Annotated in this window: 12 protein-coding genes; 10 read left to right on the top strand and 2 right to left on the bottom strand. The window is 44.0% G+C overall.

From position 1 onward, the window contains the following. Positions 1-120 precede the first annotated feature (120 nt). Positions 121-3,222 (bottom strand): carboxypeptidase regulatory-like domain-containing protein, encoded by a 3,102-nt coding sequence (locus tag ACED20_RS09615; RefSeq protein WP_378104307.1) that lies wholly within the window; start codon positions 3,220-3,222, stop codon positions 121-123. 239 nt (positions 3,223-3,461) lie between these two features. Between ACED20_RS09615 and ligA the strand changes: the two genes are divergently transcribed. From ligA to ACED20_RS09630, 3 genes are all read left to right on the top strand, one after another. Beyond that, a complete protein-coding gene (gene ligA, locus ACED20_RS09620) occupies positions 3,462-5,468 on the top strand; it encodes an NAD-dependent DNA ligase LigA (RefSeq protein ID WP_294230778.1) in 2,007 nt (668 codons plus the stop codon). Between the two features lie 122 nt (positions 5,469-5,590). Beyond that, entirely contained in the window at positions 5,591-6,235 is a 645-nt protein-coding gene (locus ACED20_RS09625; protein ID WP_294291171.1) for an MgtC/SapB family protein, read from the top strand. Between the two features lie 332 nt (positions 6,236-6,567). Then, positions 6,568-8,706: a S46 family peptidase gene (locus tag ACED20_RS09630; RefSeq protein WP_378104310.1), complete on the top strand. Its 2,139-nt coding sequence runs from the start codon at positions 6,568-6,570 to the stop codon at positions 8,704-8,706. A gap of 99 nt (positions 8,707-8,805) precedes the next feature. Here the strand turns inward: ACED20_RS09630 and ACED20_RS09635 are convergent, their stop codons facing one another. Then, on the bottom strand, positions 8,806-11,673 hold the full coding sequence (locus ACED20_RS09635) for a M16 family metallopeptidase (protein WP_378104312.1): 2,868 nt from the start codon (positions 11,671-11,673) through the stop codon (positions 8,806-8,808). A 146-nt stretch (positions 11,674-11,819) separates the two neighbouring features. On the opposite strand from ACED20_RS09635, the gene ACED20_RS09640 reads away from it, so the two are divergent. The 7 genes from ACED20_RS09640 to ACED20_RS09670 all read left to right on the top strand — a co-directional run bounded on the left by ACED20_RS09640 (position 11,820) and on the right by ACED20_RS09670 (position 20,506). Next, on the top strand, positions 11,820-13,145 hold the full coding sequence (locus tag ACED20_RS09640) for a sigma-54 dependent transcriptional regulator (RefSeq protein ID WP_294307475.1): 1,326 nt from the start codon (positions 11,820-11,822) through the stop codon (positions 13,143-13,145). Positions 13,146-13,956: 811 nt separating this feature from the next. Further along, on the top strand, positions 13,957-14,109 hold the full coding sequence (locus tag ACED20_RS09645; protein ID WP_294318598.1) for a hypothetical protein: 153 nt from the start codon (positions 13,957-13,959) through the stop codon (positions 14,107-14,109). A gap of 84 nt (positions 14,110-14,193) precedes the next feature. Then, positions 14,194-14,271 carry a potassium-transporting ATPase subunit F gene (locus ACED20_RS09650; protein ID WP_363315526.1) on the top strand — a complete coding sequence of 26 codons (78 nt, stop codon included), beginning with the start codon at positions 14,194-14,196 and terminating at the stop codon, positions 14,269-14,271. A gap of 8 nt (positions 14,272-14,279) precedes the next feature. Then, positions 14,280-15,974, top strand: a complete 1,695-nt coding sequence (gene kdpA / locus ACED20_RS09655; RefSeq protein WP_378104315.1) for a potassium-transporting ATPase subunit KdpA — start codon at positions 14,280-14,282, stop codon at positions 15,972-15,974. Between the two features lie 258 nt (positions 15,975-16,232). After that, entirely contained in the window at positions 16,233-18,272 is a 2,040-nt protein-coding gene (gene kdpB / locus ACED20_RS09660; protein WP_378104317.1) for a potassium-transporting ATPase subunit KdpB, read from the top strand. 257 nt (positions 18,273-18,529) lie between these two features. Then, complete coding sequence (gene kdpC, locus ACED20_RS09665) at positions 18,530-19,081, top strand: K(+)-transporting ATPase subunit C (protein WP_294322581.1); 552 nt, start codon at positions 18,530-18,532, stop codon at positions 19,079-19,081. 339 nt (positions 19,082-19,420) lie between these two features. Then, a complete protein-coding gene (locus ACED20_RS09670; RefSeq protein ID WP_345767447.1) occupies positions 19,421-20,506 on the top strand; it encodes a porin in 1,086 nt (361 codons plus the stop codon). The last annotated feature ends 22 nt before the right edge of the window (positions 20,507-20,528 follow it).

Here is a 20,528-nt window from a genome sequence, read left to right on the forward strand (position 1 = left end):
TAAAGGTATATAAATTTAGGTGAATGGTCAATTTTGCTTCGCAATTGAATGGTCAATTTTTTAAAATAAGTTGATCCATTCAAATAAGAAAACAACAATGGCCATTCAACATTCACATTATCAGAACGAGTATTTCGCTCCGATCTGGATCTGGTACGGATTTCCGCTCAACGGCTCCAGACCGCTGGTATTAAGGCTGTACTTGAACTGCTTGGTGGTCTGGTCGAATCCGGTAATCCTGTACAGCGAGGTATTACCATAGGATTTGTTCACGCCCCATTCTTTATTCAGCAGGTTCGCCACGTTGAAAATATCCACCGAAAGTTCAAAGGCACCGATCTTCTCAAATTTGATCTTTTTCGCCACCCGAACATCCCAGACTCCGTAGAACCCGTTTTTTCCGCCGTTTCTCTCAGCAATTTTATTGTTGTAATCGGTGATGTAATTTTTCAGGGCCGTTCCCACTTCAGGATTATCGATCAGAGTTTGCGTAAGGTTCGGGAAAATATACGCCAGGTCATTGGAATCCACAAAATCCCCGTTTACATTTCCTCCGGCCAGGACGGAGAAGCGCGTTCCGCCCATTCCGGCATATCTGATTCCTAAAGTAAAGCCGGCAATCGTCGGCGAGTTACCATAGATCACCACTTTGTTTCTGAACTGGTTATCGGAATATGACATTCTCAGGTTTCTCGGATCCCCGGCTACCGGTGTGGATAAAGTGGCCGAATTGGCGACATTCCCGTTATAGGAAGTATTGTCTTTGATATCCGCCCAGGTATAACTTGCCGTTATTTCCCCGTCTTTCCAGTAGCGGTAGCTGGTATCTGCCACAAAAGAGAACTGGTTGACTTTTCCGTCACTCACCAGTTCCAGCACTCTACCGAAATTTTTGTTGATCCTTCCGTCTTTCCAGTTCAGGGTTCCGTTGGCGGCGATAGTCGCTGCAGGAACATACACACCTCTTCCGCCTTCGTTATCCAGCGTGAAATACGGATTGGCCACCATATTCCGGTCGTAATAGAAATAGTTGTTTCTTCCCAAAGCCATGTAAGCGGCAACGCCTGCCCTGAATCTTTCATTGAAGAAATGCGTGTAGGAAATATTTGCTTTGTAAACTACCGGAATTTTAGCATCCTTTCCGGTGTAGTTGATGGTCGGAAGCTGATACTGGGACAGCGTAGGAACCGTTCCGTAATCTTTTCTATAGCTATTGAAGTCGGGAACAGGAACATCTTTACCGGTCACATCCACCGTTGCCAAGTGCCTGCCATCAAACACCAGGTTGTTGATGATCATGTAATTGTTGATATCGGATGAAAATATCCCGGCTCCGAATCTTAAGAAATCCTTGTTTCCTTCGTTGATGTTCCAATCAAACTGGAATCTTGGCTGAATGATGAATGATTTGATCTGGTTATCTGTTCTGATGCCCATTTCATCATACAGCTTCTGGTTGAATCCTGCTTTTGGGTAACCGCCATAATCCAATCGTAAACCGGCCATTAAATCCAAACCTTTTGCCACTTTCGTCTGAATCTGTCCGTATACGCCAAGATTATAAATATTCGATTTTACCGACGGATCATCCATCAGAGGAACTTCCCTGTAAAAACGGTACGCGATCTGATTGTTGAAATTATACAGGTTATCCCCGGTCTGCGTCGGGTTTTCCCTGAAATGGAACCTTCCGTTCACCTCGCTTCCGTATACCGATCGGGCCATCGTATACATTAAATCGGCCCCGAAAGTATATTTAATTTTATCCGTATTGTAGTATAAATTGTCTACCAGCTGGAATACATTGTTTCTGAAGCTTTCCTGCGCGAAACGGTGGCCTCCGATCTGGATGTTGGTTGCTTTGTCCTTCCCGTCAATGCTGGTAACGATATTTTCAACGATGGCTCTCGGTACCGGATGTCCCAGCTGATCGTTCTGGTAGCTATTCTGGAACGTGTAAAGATACTGCGCCTTCAATTCGTTGGTCATGTTCGGCTTCAGGTTAGATCGTAAGGTCAGCAATAAGCTATTGTCCAGGTTCTTATCGTTTCCGTACGATTCAAAAGCCGTGATGGCCGTGTTGTCCGCCAATCCGTTTTTATTTAAATCATAGGTGAAATTATTTCTCAGGGTTAATAGGTTTTTCTCGTTGATCTGCCAGTCCAGACGTAGAAATGCCGCATCGGAATTTCTTATTTTGTCAAAGCTTCCGAATTGAGGACTGTTGGCCACGCCGTATTTCGCTCTTGCAACATCTAAAAATTTATTCAAAGTTGCGGTGGTGGTATTCAGTCTCAGCTCATCTTCGTGCGACTGGATGTCTGCGATCTGTAACGGTCGGGAATCCAGCTGGTGATCCCACGCAACGAAGAAATGCAGCTTATTTTTAATGATCGGTCCGCCTAAAGAGAAACCGAACTGCGAGGTCGAGAAATCAACGTTTCTTTTGTTTCCGCGGATGTCGTACGGACTGGAAAGCCAGTTTGTTCTCAGATATTCCCATACGCTTCCCGAAAATTGGTTGGTCCCGGATTTTGTAACGGCACTGATGGTTCCGCCGCCGCTTCTTCCCAATGTCACATCATATTGGTTGGTCGTTACTTTAAATTCCCTCACCGCTTCAATGGAAATGGAAAACGGCGCATTGCTTCGGCTTGTGGTTGCGCCAGCAGAGGTCGGGTTTTTAGCTGTCATCCCGTCAATAGTAAAGTTTGTGGAAGAGCCCAGCTGTCCTGAAATACTTCCGTTTTTACCGCTTAAAGGGGATAATTCCGCAAGATTGGCGAAATTCCTTCCGTTCACCGGCAGTATCCCGATATTTTTTGTCGTGATGGCGGTTGCCGCTCCTAAATTTCCGATTTTATTCTTCAGGTTTCCTACCACAACCACTTCTTCTATAGATTTTTCACTCGCCAGGTCCATGTTTACCGTTACCTGGTCGCCAAAGTTGACGTTATAGCCCTCTCTCTTTTCATCATTTACAATTACGGTGTAAGGTCCGCCCAAAGGGATTTCCTTGAAGATATACTCTCCTCTGGAATTGGTTTCCGTTTCCGTTCTGAATCCTGTGGATTCATTAACTATCGTAACTTTTACCTTTTCCTGCGGGGCTTTTCCGGTACCGGTTACTTTCCCGGTAATGGAAGCTTGTGTGGTCTGTGCATAAGCCAGTGTCCCGAAACTCAGGAACAATAATCCTAATACAATTTTTACTCTTTTCATATTTTTCAAATTAGCTGCATGCAAAGGTATCCAGCCTTATTGAAGCCTGCGTTTAAGGGAGTTTTAACATTTTTTAAACTTTATCGAAACATTATGTTAAATAAGTCTTAACACTCAATTTATTTGATAGATAGTCAGTTTGTTGAATGATGTTACGTTTTTTTAATTTTCTCAGAATGAGTAATTGCCTTATTTTTTACATTGGATTTAGCTATTTTTGCTGAAAAGATAGAAACCCGATGTCCGAAAATATCCAACAGAAAATAGAAGACCTCCGCAAGGAACTTCACCAGCACAACGAAAATTATTATCTCCTCGACATGCCGACCATTTCAGACTATGATTTCGATATGCTGCTGGAGGAACTTCGCGACCTGGAAGCCAAACATCCCGAATTCTATGATGAAAATTCCCCTACGGTACGCGTTGGCGGCGGCATTACCAAAGTATTCCCGACGATCCAGCATAAATTCAGAATGTATTCCCTGGACAATTCCTACGATTTCGACGATCTTGAAGACTGGGAGAAAAGGATCATCAAGACTACCGACGGACCCGTGGAATTTGTTGCGGAACTGAAATATGATGGTGCTTCGATTTCTATTCTTTATGAAAACGGAAAACTGGTACAGGCCGTTACGCGTGGCGATGGGTTCCAGGGCGATGAAATTACAGGGAATGTCCGCACCATTTCTGATGTTCCCTTGAAACTGAAAGGCGATTTTCCGCAACATTTTTTCATGCGGGGCGAAATCTATTTAACCCGTAAAAATTTCGACAAAATCAATAAACAGCGTGAAGAAGACGGCCTCGATCCGTTCATGAATCCAAGAAATACCGCCAGCGGCAGCCTGAAGATGCAGGACAGCGGCGAGGTAAGGAAACGCGGACTATCTTCTGTATTGTATCAGTATATTTCAGAAGAAGTTCCTGCCGAATCGCACTGGGAACTTCTGGAAAAAGCGAAATCCTGGGGTTTTAAAACCTCACAACAAGCCAGATTGTGCAAAACCATGGCTGAAGTACAGGAATTTATTACCTTTTGGGATCTGGAGAGACATAATCTTCCGTTTGAGATCGATGGTATCGTTTTAAAAGTCAATTCATTAAAACAGCAGCGACAGCTTGGCTACACAGCGAAATCACCACGATGGGCGATGGCTTATAAATTTAAAGCCGAAAAAGTGGAAACCCGGCTGGATAAAGTAACCTATCAGGTCGGAAGAACAGGGGCGATTACCCCGGTAGCCAACCTAAAACCTGTCTTGTTGGCCGGAACCATTGTAAAACGGGCATCCCTGCACAACGAAGACATCATCAAAAAGCTGGATCTGCATGAGCATGATTTTGTGTATGTTGAAAAAGGCGGTGAAATCATCCCGAAAATAGTTGCGGTAAATACTGAAAAAAGAACTGAAGACAGCAAAGAAATCGAGTACATTAAAAACTGCCCGGAATGCGGAACAGAGCTGGTAAAAATTGAAGACCAGGCGATCCATTTCTGCCCGAACGAACTGCATTGTCCGCCACAGGTGGTCGGGAGAATGATCCATTATGTTTCCCGGAAGGCACTTAATATTGAAAACCTCGGAAGCGAAACCATCGAGCAGCTTTACCGCGAACGGCTGATTGAAAATCCTGCCGATTTTTATGTACTGACGAAAGAACAGCTTCTGCCATTAGAAAGGATGGCGGAGAAATCGGCGCAGAATATTATTTCAGGAATTGAAAAATCAAAAGAAATCCCGTTTGAAAAAGTATTATACGGCATCGGCATTAAGCATGTTGGGGAAACCGTTGCCAAAAAGCTGGTGAAAAACTTCCCGACCATCGATGAGCTGAAAAATGCCACCGTTGAGGAACTCTGCCAGGTAGAAGATATCGGAACTAAAATCGCGGTAAGCCTTTACGATTTCCTGCATAATTCCGAGAACATCTTAATGCTCGAAAGATTAAAGTCTTACGGAGTGAAACTGGAAAAAGGCGAAAGTACGAATGAAGTATTATCCCATGTTCTGGATGGAAAAACCTTCTTGTTTACCGGAAAACTGTCCCTGTTCACGAGAGAAGCTGCAGAAGAAATGGTGGAAAAGCACGGAGGAAAGAATATCTCGGCCGTTTCCAAGAACCTGAATTACCTGGTGGTAGGCGAAAAGGCCGGCAGCAAGCTGAAAAAAGCGCAGACCATCGGAACGATTGAAATTTTGGATGAGCAGCAGTTTCTGGACTTGGTGGAGAAACAGTAATTCTAAAAACCAAAAAATATTAAAAGACGGTCTCCGGACAGTTTTTTTTATTCAAATAACTACAGTCATAAAATAGCCGTTTTTTTTCATGTAACTTTAGGTAAGAAGTAAAGATTTTAATAATGGAATTTCTAAATGATCATTCGATTCAGAACGAACTGCTGCTTATTTTCATTTCCGTGGTTCTCGGAATTCTGATCGGTGCCGAACGTGAATACCGGAATAAATCGGCAGGACTGCGTACCTTTATTCTGATCTGTTTCGGCTCATGCCTGTTTACGATTCTTTCGATCAAGATCGGCGTTGATGATCCGGATCGTATCGCCGCCAACATCATTACCGGGATCGGATTTCTGGGAGCAGGAGTCATCTTTAAAGATGATTATAAGATCGACGGGATTACAACAGCCACAACAATCTGGGCAACAGCTTCCATCGGGATGGCGGTCGGTTCAGGATATGTTTACCTTGCGGTTTTGGGAACGTTGCTGGTGCTGGTTATTTTAAGTTTTTTAACCTATTTTGAGAAAATGATCGACAGAGAACATAAAATCCGCGAGTATAAGATTACAGTTGCCAACGGTCATGATCTTGCGCATTGTGAAGCGATTTTCCAAAATCACCATTTGCGATTCACGGTTTCAAAACAAAAATATACCCACGGGAATCTTACAATTTCCTGGATCGTTGTTGGGAAAAACACATCCCATCAGGCGCTGACGGAAAGCTTAATGGGGGACAAGAAAATTATCAGTTACGAATTTTAGGTCCTTAAGATTTGCTTTAATAAGCACTACTGTATTTAGTTTAAGAAAGATTAAGGTCCTGTTTATGTTTTTCAGACCCAAAGTTTGCTTTTCCTGGTATAGAATTAAACAGGCAACGCAGGATAAGCAAACTGATCTGAGAAACATATGATAATTGACATACCTGGTTGTTATTCTGATCAGGAAAAACTTTCCGAATCCCTCTTCCAGCCTTTTGATCCGAATTCTCCATCAGGGTCACTTGCTCTGTAAACTTTGAACCCAAAACTTTAAACCTTAAACTTTAATTTAAACCTAGAATTTTCTTCGTAAATTGGGACAAAATTTAGATTATGACAAAAAAGATACTCTTATCTGTATTTCTTTTGCCGGCTGTAATGACGTTTGCACAGCAATACGGCGGAATGTGGATTCCGACAGAGCTTAATGAAAAGGAGATGAAAGATTTAGGAATGAAGATTTCTGCGAAAGACATTTTCAATCCGCAAAAACCAAGCATTAAAGATGCCGTGGTACAATTCAACGGCGGGTGTACGGCTGAAATTATTTCGCCGAAAGGTCTTTTGCTTACCAATCACCACTGTGGCTACGGGCAAATTCAGGCACATTCAACGGTTGAGAACGACCTTCTTTCCAACGGATTCTGGGCTAAAAACATGACGGGTGAGCTGTCGAATCCGGGATTAACCGTAGATTTCATTGTGGACATTAAAGAAGTCACTCCACAGATCTTACAGGGAACGGATAATCTTCAGGAGCCGGAATTGTCCAAGCAAATTGCCAAAAATATCGAGATTTATAAAAACGCGCAGAAAACCGAGCCTTATCAGTCGATTTCCGTGAAATCCATGTATTATGGGAATAAGTTTTACGCTTATACGATAGAAACGTTTAAAGATATCCGCCTGGTAGGTGCACCACCGCAGAGCATCGGGAAATTCGGTTCCGATACCGACAACTGGGTGTGGCCGAGACATACGGGAGATTTCTCCATGTTCAGGATTTATGCCGATAAAAACAACAAGCCTGCGGAATATTCCAAAGACAACGTACCGTATGTTCCGAAGCACTACCTTCCGGTCTCCATCAAGGATAAAAATGAAAATGATTTCACTTTTGTTTTCGGATTCCCGGGAAGAACCACGGAATACCTTCCAGCGATTGCCGTTGAAAAGATCATGACGGAAATCGATCCTGCCAGAATTGCAGTACGGGACGTAGCTTTAAAAACATTGGACGAAAAAATGCGTACGGATGCGACCACGCGGATCCAGTATGCTTCCAAGTACGCTTCCGTGGCCAACTACTGGAAAAAATGGATCGGCGAGGTAGAAGGATTGAAAAAATCCAATGCCGTACAGAAAAAAGTAATGTACGAAGGCACGCTGGCGGCAAAAAATCCGGAGATCAAATCCACCATCGACCAGATAAACAGGCTGTATGCCGAACAGGCACCTTATGCCTTAAACAATGCCTATTATTCGGAGACCGTCAGAAATGCGGAAACCTTAATGCTGGCCAACCTATACTACGGATATATTACCGCAGTGGAAGCCGGAAGAGCCGACGAAAAAAGCACCGCGGCCTTCAAAAACAGGCTGACCTCTTTTTACAAAGATTACAATGCAGAGCTGGATGCCAAAGTGACGGCCAAACTGCTTGCTCTTTACGCCAATAAAACGGCACCGCAATTCCTGCCGGCCGGGTTTGATCAATATAAAAATGAAGCTGAAAATATCAAGACCCTCGAGGATATTTCCAAAAACTCAGTGATCACAGGAAGAAGCGAAGTGAACGGTGCTTCCTTAAGCAAAGATATCGATAAGGCGTTTTCCAATCAGGATAAACTGATCAAATCCATCAAGAAAGATCCGGCTTACCAGCTGTACCTGATGATGAGAGACACGTATATGACGAAAGCAGATCCTCAGTTTACGGCATTGCAGACGAAGATCGATGCTTTACAGAAAACCTATATGGCGCAGCAGATCAAAACGGATAAAGACCGTAAATTCTTCCCGGATGCCAATTCTACGCTTCGTGTAGCCTACGGAAAGGTAAAAGGTTCTTCACCGAGAGATGCCGTTTCCTACAACTACCAGACGCACCTGGCCGGGGTGATGGAAAAATATGTTCCGGGAGATTACGAATTCGATGTTCCTAAAAAACTGATCGACCTGTACCAGAAAAAAGATTTCGGCGTATACAAAGATAAAACGGGTGACGTTCCGGTAGGATTTACTGCGACCAACCATACCACCGGCGGAAACTCCGGAAGCCCGGCACTGGATGCTTACGGAAACCTGGTGGGGCTGAACTTCGACCGTCAGTGGGAAGGTACGATGAGCGACATCAATTACGATCCCCGCTTCAGCCGGAACATCATGGTGGATACCAAGTATATCCTTTTCATCATCGATAAATTTGCCGATTCCAAATGGCTGGTGGATGAGATGAAGATTGTGAAGTAGATATTCGGAAACGGTTTTCCACCCATCTATTGATAAAAAACAAAAAAGTCCTGAAATTGAATTCAGGACTTTTTACTTTATAAATACATTCCTATATTCTTAATGTCCAAAAATATCTTCAAGACTTAATTCCTTAAAGGTTCCCATCTGCCCGGCAGCTTCCATGTTCAGATTTTCTTTTTTGCCGATAATGGCTGTATTGAAATTTACCGGTTTGAGGTAATTATCGTAAAATGTTTTGAGATCCTCAAACGTCAGGCTTTCGATCTGATGATAAATATCTTTCCTGAAATCATGATAAATATTCAGTTTTCTCAGTCGTAAGGTATTGAAGAAAATATTGGTTCTCGTTACCCTTTGGGAAGCGATTTGCTTCAGGGCCGAATTTCTTGCATTTTCAAACTGTACCGGAACTTCGGGAAGCTCTGCCATGAGTTCCGTCATCGTATCCACAGCGATCCGTAACTTGTCCGGCTGTGTCCCGACATAGGTGGTGATGTAATCCGGATGGTTCAGCTCCGCATTGGCGGCGTAAGATACATACGCAGAGTATGCCAGGCTTTTGCTCTCCCGGATCTCCTGGAAAACGATTGATGAAAGGCCGCGTCCGAAATATTCATTGAATACATTGATTTTTCCGAAATTTTCCGGATTAACGTCCTTTCCTTTTCCTACTTTGCTCATTTCCATCTGCACCATATCGTAATTGGTAAAGTAGACATTTCCTCCGGTCTCCGGCTCTGTATATTTTCTCGGTTCCGGGATCTGAAACGTCTCCGGCTTTGTATATTTTCCGATAGATTCAGTGAAACGTTCAAAATTCCTTCCGTAGAAAAAGATCTCGTACGGAAATTTGAACAATTTTTTCATCCGGTCGGCAAACACCTCAACGCTGCTGCTTTCCAGCTCATTTTTTGAGATAACATCCGTAAAACGGGAAACAGGTCCCAGCTTCGTATAATTCGTTAAAGCAGTCATAATCCTGCCTTTGTCCTTCTTCATAGCCGCACGGTTTTCGAGTACGGTCTGGACGAAATCCTTATAAATTTCCTGATCGGGCTTTACGTTCTCCATCCAGTGCTGAAGCAGCGCAACTCCCGCTTCGATATTCTCTTCGAGTCCGGTTAAAGAAATCAGCAGTTGGTCGTTCGTGGTTTTGAAATCATTGGTAACACCAATTTTGAAAAATTCCTTTTTCAGTTCTTCAGGCGCGTAACGGTCTGTCCCCAAATATTGCAGCACCTGCGTGGAAATTCCCAGATCGCGGTCGTTATCGCTGCCAAAAGGGAAAATGAAATGCACCTGGGCAATATCATTGTATTTGTTTTTAACGAAACTTATTTTCTTGCCTTTAACAGAATCTGTTTTAATTTCCTTCTGATACTCAATAAATGCAGGCTGAATATCTTCCGTTTTTTCTGCAAGAATCTCTTTCAGGAACTCCGACTGTGCCTCGCGGTTTATTTTAATCGGCGTAATCCCCGGATTCTCTACCCGGATCAACTTATCGTTAATGCCTTTTTCTTTATAAATAATGACATAATTATCCTTAAAAAACTCATTGGCAAAAGTTACTACCTCTTCTTTGGTAAACGCTGCGTATTCGTCCAGCTCATTCAGCTCCTGCTCCCAGCTTCTGCTTTTGATGTACGTATCGTAGAGATTAGTAGCAAGTCCGTCTGCTGTTTCCAGAGATTTCATCCGCTGCAGCCTGAAATCCTTGATGATGGCAGGAAGCATCCAATCCGGAAATTCTCCTTTTTTCAACAGTTCAACCTGTTCCAATACCAATTCTTTTGCTTCATCCAGCGTCTGGTTTTCTTTCGGAACGGCCACAATGGAAAAATAACCGTACTGTTTCAGCCCTACCGAATAGGCCTGCCCCCAAAGCAGTTTCTGCGTCTGGTTGATGTTTAAATCCAATAATCCCGCTTCTCCCCTGTTGCTTAAAAGATTGGCGGCAATATCCGCCAGCATCGCTTCCCGGGTTCCATAGCTTTCCGTTCTCCAGGCCAGTTGCACCCGCGGGGTGGTCGGGCTTTTTACGGTCCTTTTTACAATTTCCGTAACCGGTTTTTCGATCACCGGTGTTTTTTCCGGTAATTCCCGGTAAGGAATCGTCCCGAAATACTGGTCTACCACCTGAATGGTATCCTCAAAATCAAGATCCCCTACCAGCACCATGGCGTAATTGTTGGGAACGTAATATTCGTCGAAATACTTATGGATAGCTTTCATGGAAGGATTTTTCAGATGTTCCGCCTTTCCTAAGGTTGTCTGCTGACCGTTGGCATGGGTAGGAAAAAGAGCGTCCATCATTTCGTACTGCACCAGCCTCGAATCATTATCCTGTGCCCTGTTGAATTCTTCGTACACCGACTCGAGTTCCGTATGGAACAGCCTTAACGTCAGCTCCGAAAAACGTTCTTTTTCAATTTTCAGCCATTTTTCCAGCTCATTGTTCGGAACATTATTTTTATAGACCGTTTCATCAAACCAGGTATGGGCATTGGTTCCCGTGGCACCCAGCGAAGAAATTGCCTTGTCATATTCATTCGCAATCGCGTACTGGCTGGCTTCCTGGGAAAACTCATCGATTTTACGGTAAATTTCTTTCTTTTTCTCAGGATCCTGTTCTGCTTTATGCTTTTCATATAAATCTGAAATCCGGTTCAGCAGCTCGCTTTCCTGCTCCCAGTTTTGGGTTCCCAGTTTTGATGTGCCTTTAAACATCATGTGCTCCAGATAATGCGCCAGGCCGGTATTATCGGCAGGGTCATTATTACTTCCCGTCCTTACCGGGATGTAGGTCTGTATTCTCGGAGCATCAAAATTCTGGGCCAGGAAAACCTTTAATCCGTTTTTTAAAGTATAAATCCTTACTTTATTTTCGTCTTGGGAAACGCTTATATATTCGTAACTATTTTTATCGGTATGAATTTCTTCCTTAAATCGTTTTTCAATCATAAATCTCAATTTTCGCCCTTATCATCAGAGTGAATACAAATGTAAGCAATCGTAAAGGAATCCTTCTATTTTATAAATACTAAAATCTATGATCGAGATTCGCTTTTTATATTTAAGTTTGCATAGGTTTTCCAAAATACCCTATCATGCACGGAAACATTCTGATCATCGATGACGAGATCAAGCTCCTGAAATTATTAGGAATGATTCTTTCCCAGGAAAATTTTAACGTAAAAGAAGCTTCCACCGCACGCTCGGCCCTTACGATGCTGGAGCAGCACGAATTCGATATCGTCCTGAGCGATGTCCGGCTTCCCGATGCTTTCGGAGTTGACCTGGTAAAATCCATTAAGAATAAATATCCTCACCTGGAAATTATCCTGATGACGGCTTTCGGGAATATCACCGATGCGGTTCAGGCGATGAAGAACGGTGCTTACGATTATCTCGTCAAGGGAGATGATAATGATAAAATTATTCCGCTGGTCTATAAAGCCATGGAAAAAGCTCAGGACAACGCATTAAGAAAAGCACAGAAAAGTACAGCTCAGAAAGGATTTGAAGCCATCATAGGAAATTCACCGCTCATTCAGCAGGCTAAAAAGCTGGCCGAAAAAGTTGCGGTAACTGATGCAACGGTATTGCTGACCGGTGAAACGGGAACCGGAAAAGAAGTTTTCGCCAATGCCATCCATCTGGGCAGCGATCGGAAAAAAAACAGTTTTGTCGCCATCAACTGTTCTGCCTTCAGCAAAGAAATACTAGAAAGCGAACTCTTCGGACATAAAGCAGGAGCTTTTACCGGAGCCATTAAGGATAAAAAAGGACTGATTGAAGAAGCCCACGGCGGGACCCTGTTCCTCGACGAAATCGGGGAAATGCCCATTGAGCTGCAGGCCAAACTGCTGCGGGTACTCGAAACCAAGGAATTTATCAAAATGGGAGAAACCAAAATTTCCAGATCCGACTTCCGGTTGATCGCCGCTACCAACCGGGACCTGGAAGAAGAGATAAAACAGGGGCATTTCCGCGAAGACCTTTATTTCAGGCTGAATATTTTCGAGCTCCGGCTTCCTGCACTCCGTGAAAGAAAGGAAGACCTGAAAGCTTTGGCTAAAAATTTTGTGGACGTCTTTGCCCAAAAGCTCCATCTTGCCGACGTCAGAGTAAGTCCGGAATACTACAAAACCCTGGAAAAGAACGACTGGAAAGGAAATATCCGCGAACTGAGAAACACCGTGGAACGAAGCCTGATCCTGATGAACGGCCATATCCTGGATGCCGAAAGCCTGCCGCAATACTCCGAAAAGACTTCTTCCGACACAGACTCACTAAGCATGAAAACCCTGGAAAAAGAGCACATCCAGAAAGTTATACAATACACGAAAGGAAATAAAGCCGAAGCCGCAAGACTGCTGGAAATCGGGATTGCTACGCTGTACCGCAAGCTTGAGGAATATCAGTTGAGATAACAGAAGGCTAAGGCTGAAATTGCATATGATTTTAAGTTTCGGCTAAATCCATCTGAGGATGCTGTTTTATAAAACCGGACTTCCGAAAAGCTCAGGATTACGTTGCCCGTTCTATTGATAACCAGGGCTTAAATAACATGAATCCGATGGTATTTAGCTTACTTTCAATGCTTTAAACTCGTTGAAGTGCTTGTTCAGCCCTGAAGGGGCGATATCAATAGCCCCGGGCATCGCCCGGGGTTAAATGATTTATAGGTAGATTCAAGCCCTGCAAGGGCGTAATCATTAAACACAGATTGTTGTCCGGATCAGCCTGCGGTATTACACCCCCTTTCCTTTCTATAAAAAGGTTTCGCCCCTTCAGGGCTTGGGCTGTCGTCCGCTTTTGTTAACACCGGGTGAAACCCGGGGCTATGATTATGATGCCCCGCTGGGGCAGATTTACTTGCTGTTCCTTTCTAGTATATTTATCCTGTTAATATTATCTTTTATCCGAGTTCACGTTAAATAGCTTGTCTGCCAAAGACACTCCTCCCGTCGCCCGGCGTGAACCTCTCCCACCGGAGCACGGGCATACCTCCCATCGAGCGGCGGAAACACCTCCCATCGGAGGACGGGAGCTGCTCCCGGTAGCTTCCATTCTTATGGAAATCTCAAACCAAGTTTAAAAAATCCCAACATTTTTTTAAGCCAGACATCCTATCATTTTAATAACAGCCCTATCATTTTGATAGGCTTTTTTGTTTTCGCAACCTTTCCCAAAACCATACAGAAATCTATTTATCAACTAGTTAAATTAAAATACAGGAGAATGGAACTTGTTTTGGCATTACCGTTCAAAATAAAATATTTAGAAATGACCATTTCAAGAAAAACATTTAAAAAGCCCGAGTACCCGAAACTGAGTCTGCTGATGGTATCGTATGCCGTTTTTACCCTTTTAACCCTAAGTGTTGCGATATGATGCTGATAAGTTTGGTGGCCCTCAGTGCCGCACTGTTCTGGATCTCATACAAATCCGTAAACTTTTTTGATAAAATATAAAACTATGTGGATTTTATTTTTCCTGTCCGTCCTCGCATTTGGGTACATCTGCTACGTCCTGATCAAACCCGAAAAATTTTAAACTGAATCATGAATACAGAAATTTTAGGCCTTGTGGTCATGTTTGCCATTACCGTGGTGATCGGTATTTTCCTCGGAAAGTATATAGCCGGTGTGTATGGCTATAAAAAAACTTTTTTAGACAAAATCTTCCAGCCTGCTGAAAACCTGATCTATAAAATATCCGGAATCAACCCCAATAAGCAGATGACCTGGAAGCAGAATATGTTTGCGATGCTTACCATCAACCTGGTGTGGTTCGTGATCGGATTTTTCCTCCTGATGAACCAGTTCTCGCTTCCTCTGAATCCCGACGGGAACCCGGACATGTCGCCGGATCTGGCCTTCAACACAGCCATTTCATTCCTGGTAAACTGTAATTTGCAGCATTATTCCGGTGAAACGGGAGTAAGTTATTTAAGCCAGTTGTATTTAATGTTCCTGCAGTTTGTAACGGCAGCAACGGGAATGGCGGCGATGGCCGTGCTTTTTAAAGCCTTTAAAGACAAAACCACTACGGAGCTGGGTAATTTCTACGATTTCTTCACGAAATCCATGACCCGGATCCTGATCCCCATCAGCATTGTTGTGGCTTTTATCCTTTCTGCTAACGGAAGCCCGATGACGTTTGAAGGCAAAGATCACATCACAACGCTGGAAGGACAGAAAGCGGATGTTTCAAGAGGTCCTGCAGCGGCTTTCATTGCCATTAAACATTTGGGAACCAACGGCGGCGGCTTTTTCGGAGCCAATTCGGCTCATCCGCTGGAGAATCCGAATTACCTGACGAACATCACAGAGATGGTGACCCAGATGATCATTCCTTTTGCGATGGTTTTCGCGCTTGGTTTTTATTTAAAGAGAAGAAAGCTTTCATGGACGATCTTCACCGTGATGACCATCGGTTTCCTGGCCCTGACCGTCCCGAATGTCATCAACGAAACCCACGGGAACCCGCTGATTACCCAGATGGGAACCGATCCTCACCTCGGCGCGATGGAAGGCAAGGAAATCCGCTTCGGAAGTGCTTCGTCAGCGTACTGGAGCATTGCAACGACCGTTATTTCTACCGGTTCCGTCAATGCGATGCACGACAGCACCATGCCGCTTTCGGGAATGAACGAGCTGCTGGCCATGATGATCAACTGTTTCTACGGAGGCTGCGGCGTCGGGATCCTGAACTATTTTATCTTCATCATCCTGGCCGTATTCATGAGTGGGCTGATGGTCGGAAGGACTCCGGAATTTTTAGGAAAGAAAATCGAAGCCAAAGAAATGAAAATCGCGATGATCGTCGCTTTGTTCCATCCGTTCCTGATCCTGGTAGGCACTGCCTTAACAGCCTATATGCCGGAATTCGGTGCCAAAACACTGAATAATCCCGGATTCCACGGCTTCAGCGAAATGCTGTACGAATTTACTTCTTCTTCCGCCAACAACGGGTCAGGGTTTGAAGGATTGGGCGATAATACCCCATGGTGGAATATTTCTACGGGAATTGTGCTGATGCTCTCCAGGTTCATCCCGATCATCGGCCCTGTGGCCATTGCCGGATTGCTGGCTCAGAAAAAATACATCCCGGAAAGTGCAGGAACCCTTAAAACGGATACTGCAACTTTCGGATTCATGACCTTAGCGGTCATCCTCTTGATCGCCGCGTTGTCTTTCTTCCCGGCGCTTACTCTAGGCCCGATTGCAGAACAATTACAGTATTTCAATAAATAAATTATTAAAGCAATAGAGATTTGAATGATTAAGGCAGATTAATTATCGCAAAGATAAACAGGGAACTAACCTTCAGGAATGCTTTATTCAAGATAAACAAAGGCATTACACTTATCAAAGTAAAACTAAGTTTTCGCCATTCCATGAATAAGCAAACTGATTTTGTCTATGCCGGCTTTGCGATCTATTCGGATGATTTAAAATCATTCTGAGATAAAAAAGCCCTGTCATTCAAATTAAATACAACCATTCAAAGCAATGAAAAATCAATCACAGACATTGTTTCAGAAAGATCTGGTTAACGAAGCCATCCTACAGTCTTTCGTTAAGCTGAATCCGAAAATCATGTTTAAAAATCCCGTGATGTTCCTGGTGGAAATCGGAACGGCGGTCATGCTCATCGTAAGCCTGTTCAGCCTTACCGGAGACCGATCCCAGGGAAGTTTCGCCTATAACTTTTTGGTATTCGTTATCCTTTTTTTCACAGTACTTTTCGCTAATTTCGCCGAAGCCATCGCTGAAGCAAGAGGAAAAGCCCAAGCCGATACGCTGAGAAAAACCCGTGAGGAAACACCTGCTAAAGTAGTAATAAACAACAAGCAGGGATTCCAGGTGGAAACCATCCTTAAAAAATCAGCCGATATGACCCTGGGAGATATTTTCCTTTGTGAAACCGGGGACCAGATCCCGATGGACGGTGAAATTATTGAAGGATTGGCCACCATCGACGAATCGGCCATTACCGGCGAAAGTGCTCCTGTGATCCGTGAGGCCGGTGGTGATAAAAGCTCCGTGACCGGCGGAACGAAAGTCCTTTCCGACCGGATCAAAGTGAAAGTGACCACCAGACCCGGAGAATCTTTCCTCGACAAGATGATTGCCCTGGTAGAAGGCGCATCAAGACAGAAAACACCCAACGAAATCGCACTCACCATATTATTAGCCGGATTTACGCTGACTTTCATCATCGTAACCGTTACCCTGAAACCTTTTGCAGATTATGCGCAGACGCCGATCACCATCGCAGCATTCATTTCACTTTTCGTTTGCCTGATTCCCACTACGATCGGCGGTCTGCTTTCTGCGATCGGAATTGCGGGAATGGACCGCGCCCTGAGAGCCAACGTGATCACCAAAAGCGGTAAAGCGGTAGAAACTGCCGGCGATATTGATGTGCTGCTTCTGGACAAGACCGGAACCATCACCATCGGAAACCGTAAGGCTACCCAGTTCCACCCTTCCAACACTATTAAAATGGAAGAATTCATCAAAGCATCTGCCCTGAGTTCGGTAGCCGATGAAACCCCGGAAGGAAAATCCATTATTGAACTAAGTCAGCTGCAGGCTGAAGATTTGCTGGTTGCCAATCCTACCTACATCGATTTTTCGGCAGAAACCCGGACTTCGGGTATCGATTTTGAAAACACAAGAATCCGTAAAGGAGCATATGATACGATTAAAAAACTGACGGAAAAAGCAGGAAATATTTTCCCGCAGGAAACCCAGGAAGCCGTTACTAAAATTTCCGAAAACGGGGGGACGCCTTTAGTCGTTTCAGTCAATGAAAAAGTATGGGGCGTCATCGAACTTCAGGACATCATCAAAACCGGGATTCAGGAACGTTTCCAAAGGCTGAGAAAAATGGGTGTAAAAACCGTCATGGTTACCGGTGACAATCCTTTAACCGCGAAATTCATTGCTGAAAAAGCAGGTGTGGATGATTTTATTGCCGAAGCCAAGCCGGAAGACAAGATGAACTACATCAAAAAAGAGCAGCAGGCAGGAAAGCTGGTTGCCATGATGGGCGACGGGACCAATGATGCGCCCGCCCTTGCGCAGGCCGATGTGGGCGTTGCCATGAACAGTGGAACCCAGGCGGCCAAAGAAGCCGGAAACATGGTGGACCTTGATAACGACCCGACGAAACTGATCGAAATCGTGGAAATCGGGAAGCAGCTGCTGATGACCCGCGGAACGCTTACTACCTTCAGTATTGCGAATGACGTTGCCAAGTATTTCGCCATCATCCCGGCATTGTTTATAACCTTCATCCCAGCCCTTCAGAAGCTGAATATCATGAACCTCCACAGCCCTGAATCTGCTATTTTATCAGCAATTATTTTTAACGCGATCATCATTCCGATACTGATTCCATTAGCTTTGAAAGGTGTGGCCTATAAACCGATCGGTGCCAGCGCCCTGCTGAGAAGAAATCTCCTGATCTATGGCCTGGGAGGAATTATCGCTCCGTTTATCGGCATTAAACTTATTGATCTGGTGATCAGTCTGTTTTTTTAGAAAGGCTGGAAGATGGGTGCTGGATGCTGGAAGTTTGATAGTATACTGTTTTAATTTATTAAATGATAATAAAATAAGAAGGCTTCCTATATTAATTATAACTAAAGTGACTTCCATCACCCCGCTCCCAGCACCCATCCTTTAAACAGATTAATGTAACTTAAGAATACCGGAAACTGATAACAGGACTATTTTGACACCCATCGTCCAGCTCCCAGCTTCCATCCCTCCCCTACAATAATAAAAATTTAACTCCAATGAAAAATCATATTTTATCTGCCTTGCGACTGACTTTGGTTATGCTTGTCATCGTCGGAATTTATTTAGGCATCGTATACGCAGGTTCCAAGGTTTTGCCTACTCACGGAAATGCGGAAATCATCAACTATAAAGGACAAAAATTTTATGCCAACATCGGCCAAGAATTCAAATCCCCGAAATATTTCCACGGCCGCCCTTCAGCGGTAAATTACAACGCCGCCGGAAGTGCCGGAAGCAACAAAGGACCTAGTAATGAGGAGTACCTGCAAACGGTTCAGAAAAGAATCGACACGCTGAAAATGCAGAACCCGGAAATGCAGGACGTAAAAGTTCCCGTCGAACTGGTGACCGCCAGCGGAAGCGGACTGGATCCCGACATTTCACCCGAAGGTGCCGAGTATCAGGCTAAAAGAGTTGCGAAAGAAAGAAAGATCCCGTTGGATAAAATCGAAAGTCTTATCGCCGGACATACAGAAAAATCAGCTTTCGGTCCTTCAAAAGTGAATGTCCTGAAACTGAATATTGCACTGGACGAGCTGAAATACTAAGTCTTGCCCATATTCAGATTATCATCAATCTTATCCTGAAGACAGAAAGGACTAAAAATTTCAAGGCATCATTTAGTTGTTTTTTTAACGCAAAGTTTTTAATTGCTGAATGCATAATGCGAGGAAGCAAAGAAAAGATCAGCCTGCTGATCTGATGAAGCGGACTTATTCTTTCGCTTCATCAGCGGCTTAGCCGCCACGCTTTGCTCCCTTTAAATATAACGGAAACAAGCATTATCCTATGCGTTAATTAAGATAGAAGAGATCTGGAAAACAAACCTTTCAAACCTTTTAAATTAACCCAAATATGTACAGTATTTGCTGTACTTCCATCAACCCATGAAAAAATATATAGTTGCCAGTATCATCTTAGGAACCTTTTTCCCAAAAGCACAAACAGCGGATTCCGTAAAAACGAATAACAAAATTACGTTTTCGGCATACGCAGAACTTTTTTACACCTATGATTTCAACGAACCGGCCAATCATATCCGCCAAAATTTCCTGTATTCCTACAACCGCCACAATGAAGTAAATCTGAACCTGGGATTGGTAAAAGGCTCTTATCAGGCCGATAATTTCCGGGCCAACCTGGCTTTAATGGCCGGAACCTACGCCCAGGATAATATGGCTGCCGAGCAGGAAGCTTTACGTTACGTGAACGAAGCCAACATAGGGGTAAAAATCTCCAAAACAAAAAACCTCTGGATCGATGCCGGAATCATGCCTTCGCATATCGGCTGGGAAAGTGCCATCGGGAAAGACAACATCAACCTCACCCGAAGCTTAGCCGCTGAAAATTCGCCGTATTTTGAAACCGGAGCCAAAATTTCCTATACTTCGGATAACGGCAAATGGTTCCTGAGCGGACTTGTGCTCAACGGCTGGCAGCGGATCGCCAGACCGGAAGGCAACCAGACAATTTCATTCGGCCATCAATTGACCTACAAACCGAATGAAAAGATTACTCTCAACAGCAGCTCGTTCATCGGAAACGATAAAGCAAAAGCCGAAAAAAGAATGCGGTATTTCCATGATCTTTTTGGAAGTTTTCAGCTGACCGATCAATTTTCTACCACCCTCGGATTCGACATTGGTGCTGAACAGAAAGAAAAAGGCAGCGAAAGCTATAACCTGTGGTATTCCCCGAATGTCCTGTTGAAATACCAGATGGATAACCGTTGGGCACTGGCCGGAAGACTTGAGTATTACAACGATAAAAACGGAGTGATCATCAGTACCAAAACCCCGAACGGATTTCAGACTTTCGGCTATTCCGTGAATGTGGATTATGCCGTTTCCAAAAACGTTGTGTTCCGTACGGAAGCAAGAAGCTTCAGTTCCAAAGATGCGATTTTTATGAAGGATGGTGAGTTTAGGAAAGGGAACTTTTTTATTACGACGAGCCTGGCGGCCTGGTTCTGATAAGCTGGGAAGCTGTCTCATC

Source organism: Chryseobacterium sp. sg2396 (assembly GCF_042610505.1).
Classification (GTDB): Bacteria; Bacteroidota; Bacteroidia; order Flavobacteriales; family Weeksellaceae; genus Chryseobacterium.

Coding starts and splice junctions, on each gene's coding strand:
- ACED20_RS09615 (WP_378104307.1), bottom strand. CDS start 3,222: ATGAAAAGAGTAAAAATTGTATTAGGATTATTGTTCCTGAGTTTCGGG.
- ligA (WP_294230778.1), top strand. CDS start 3,462: ATGTCCGAAAATATCCAACAGAAAATAGAAGACCTCCGCAAGGAACTT.
- ACED20_RS09625 (WP_294291171.1), top strand. CDS start 5,591: ATGGAATTTCTAAATGATCATTCGATTCAGAACGAACTGCTGCTTATT.
- ACED20_RS09630 (WP_378104310.1), top strand. CDS start 6,568: ATGACAAAAAAGATACTCTTATCTGTATTTCTTTTGCCGGCTGTAATG.
- ACED20_RS09635 (WP_378104312.1), bottom strand. CDS start 11,673: ATGATTGAAAAACGATTTAAGGAAGAAATTCATACCGATAAAAATAGT.
- ACED20_RS09640 (WP_294307475.1), top strand. CDS start 11,820: ATGCACGGAAACATTCTGATCATCGATGACGAGATCAAGCTCCTGAAA.
- ACED20_RS09645 (WP_294318598.1), top strand. CDS start 13,957: ATGGAACTTGTTTTGGCATTACCGTTCAAAATAAAATATTTAGAAATG.
- ACED20_RS09650 (WP_363315526.1), top strand. CDS start 14,194: ATGTGGATTTTATTTTTCCTGTCCGTCCTCGCATTTGGGTACATCTGC.
- kdpA (WP_378104315.1), top strand. CDS start 14,280: ATGAATACAGAAATTTTAGGCCTTGTGGTCATGTTTGCCATTACCGTG.
- kdpB (WP_378104317.1), top strand. CDS start 16,233: ATGAAAAATCAATCACAGACATTGTTTCAGAAAGATCTGGTTAACGAA.
- kdpC (WP_294322581.1), top strand. CDS start 18,530: ATGAAAAATCATATTTTATCTGCCTTGCGACTGACTTTGGTTATGCTT.
- ACED20_RS09670 (WP_345767447.1), top strand. CDS start 19,421: ATGAAAAAATATATAGTTGCCAGTATCATCTTAGGAACCTTTTTCCCA.